The 1927-nt window shown below is 62.0% G+C and carries 1 protein-coding gene and 1 pseudogene; one reads left to right on the top strand and one right to left on the bottom strand.

Annotation, left to right across the window (positions count from 1 at the left end; translation table 11 throughout):
* Positions 1–1548 (bottom strand): AMP-dependent synthetase/ligase (locus AC1D1X_RS21930; protein ID WP_477699179.1); only part of this gene is annotated, 1548 nt, incomplete at its 3' end.
* A 166-nt stretch (positions 1549–1714) separates the two neighbouring features.
* Here AC1D1X_RS21930 and AC1D1X_RS21925 point away from each other — a divergent pair.
* Positions 1715–1927: pseudogene (locus tag AC1D1X_RS21925) on the top strand (Crp/Fnr family transcriptional regulator); the annotation flags it as partial.

Raw genomic sequence — 1927 nt, 5'->3', positions numbered from 1 at the left:
GTCGAAGTCGATGTTGATCATCACGCAGACTTTTTCGCGGCCATCACCGTAGGCCACGACTTCCTTGATATGCGGGAAGAACTTGAGCTTGTTCTCCACATACTTGGGCGCGAACATGGCGCCGTCGTTGGCACCGCCCTTGATGCGGCCCACGTCTTTCACGCGGTCGATGATCTTGAGGTGGCCGCYGGCATCGATAAAGCCCGCGTCGCTGGTGTGATACCAGCCGTCGGCGCTCAGCACCTCGGCCGTCGCCGTGGGGTTTTTGTAATATTCCTTGAGCAGGCCGGCGGACTTGACCAGGATTTCCCCGTTGTCGGCCACCTTGATTTGCACGCCGCTGATCGGCACCCCTACCGTATCGGCACGCGCCTCGTTGTCCGGCTGCAGGCACACAAACACGGCGGTCTCTGTCGAGCCATAGAGCTGCTTGAGGTTGATGCCGATGGAACGATAGAAGGTAAAGAGGTCCGGCCCAATCGCTTCACCCGCGGTGTAGGCCACGCGAACGCGCGAAAAACCCAGCGTGTTGCGCAGCGGGCCATAGACCATTACGCTGCCCAGCGCATACAGCAGTCTGTCCATGCCACCGACGGGTTTGCCGTCCATCAGGGCTGGGCCGGCGCGTTTGGCCACGCCCATGAAATAGTTGAACATGCCGCGCTTGATGCGGCCCGCGTCTTCCATGCGGATCATCACGGTCGTCAGCAGGCTTTCGAAAATCCGCGGTGGCGCAAAGTAATAGGTCGGGCCGACTTCTTTCAGGTCGATCATCACGGTGCTCGCGCTTTCGGGGCAATTCACCACATAGCCGCAGGCCAGCCATTGCGCATAGCTGAAGATGTTCTGACCGACCCACGCGGGTGGCAAGTAGGCCAGCACTTCCTCGCCGGAGGTGAGTTTGTCGAAGTCGGCGCCGGCCCTGGCGCGGTCCAGCAGGGTGTTGTGGGTGTGGACCACGCCCTTGGGGTTGCCCGTGGTGCCCGAGGTGAAAAACATCGCGGCCACATCATCCGGCCGGGATTTTTCGACTTCGCTCTTGAAGAAGCCGGGTTGCTTTGCGGCAAAGGCTTCGCCCTTTTCCAGCAAGGCGTCCAGCGATTGCAGTCCGGCCTCGGCATAGTTGCGCAGGCCGCGCGGGTCGTCATAAATGATCTGGTCCAGTTGCGGGCACTGGCTGCGTATCTCCAGCAGCTTGTCGACCTGCTCCTGGTCTTCCACCAGCGCAAAACGTACGTCGGCATTGTTGATGGGAAAGACACACTCGGCGCCCACGGCGTCCTGGTAAAGCGGAATGGGTATGGCGCCCAGCGACTGCGCGGCCAGCATGGTGGCATAGAGGCGCGGCCGGTTGGCGCCGATGATGACCATGTGCTCGCCACGCTGCAGCCCGGCTTCATGCAGGCCGCAGGCGATGCGCTCCACCAGCTGCGCCATGCCGGCCCAGCTGTGCGCCTGCCAGATGCCGTACTCTTTTTCGCGCATGGCCGGAGCGCCGGGGCGCTCAGCCGCATGTTTGAGCAACAGTCTCGGAAAAGTGGTCTGCATGGTCCTTGTCTCGCGGTCGTTATGCCTTCGGGGAGTCGCTCGCTTGCCGGCTAGCCCGAAAGTTGTCTTGTGAATGCATCGTAGGCATGCGTTTGACGTTAGGTTGTCGTTCGGACGACAATTCAAGGGTGATTACTCCCCCGGACTTTCCCTTAGGACAGCGCGCATGGTGACGATGACAGGCCAATCGATGCAGATCCGTGCCCGCATGCCCGACGCGCAGGAGCTCGCCGGCATCCATTGGCTGAATGAGCTGTTGCCGGCCGAGCGCGAGCGCGCCGTGGCGAGCGTGCGCGTCGGCGACGCCAACATCGGCGACTACGTGTGCCGTGTCGGCAAGCCGGTGACCTACTGGTTCGGCGTCGTCGAGGGCTTGCTC

The organism is Polaromonas sp. P1_G4 (genome assembly GCF_056405475.1).
Note: the sequence above shows the minus strand (reverse complement) of the source record. Positions and strands in the feature narration are given on the sequence as shown.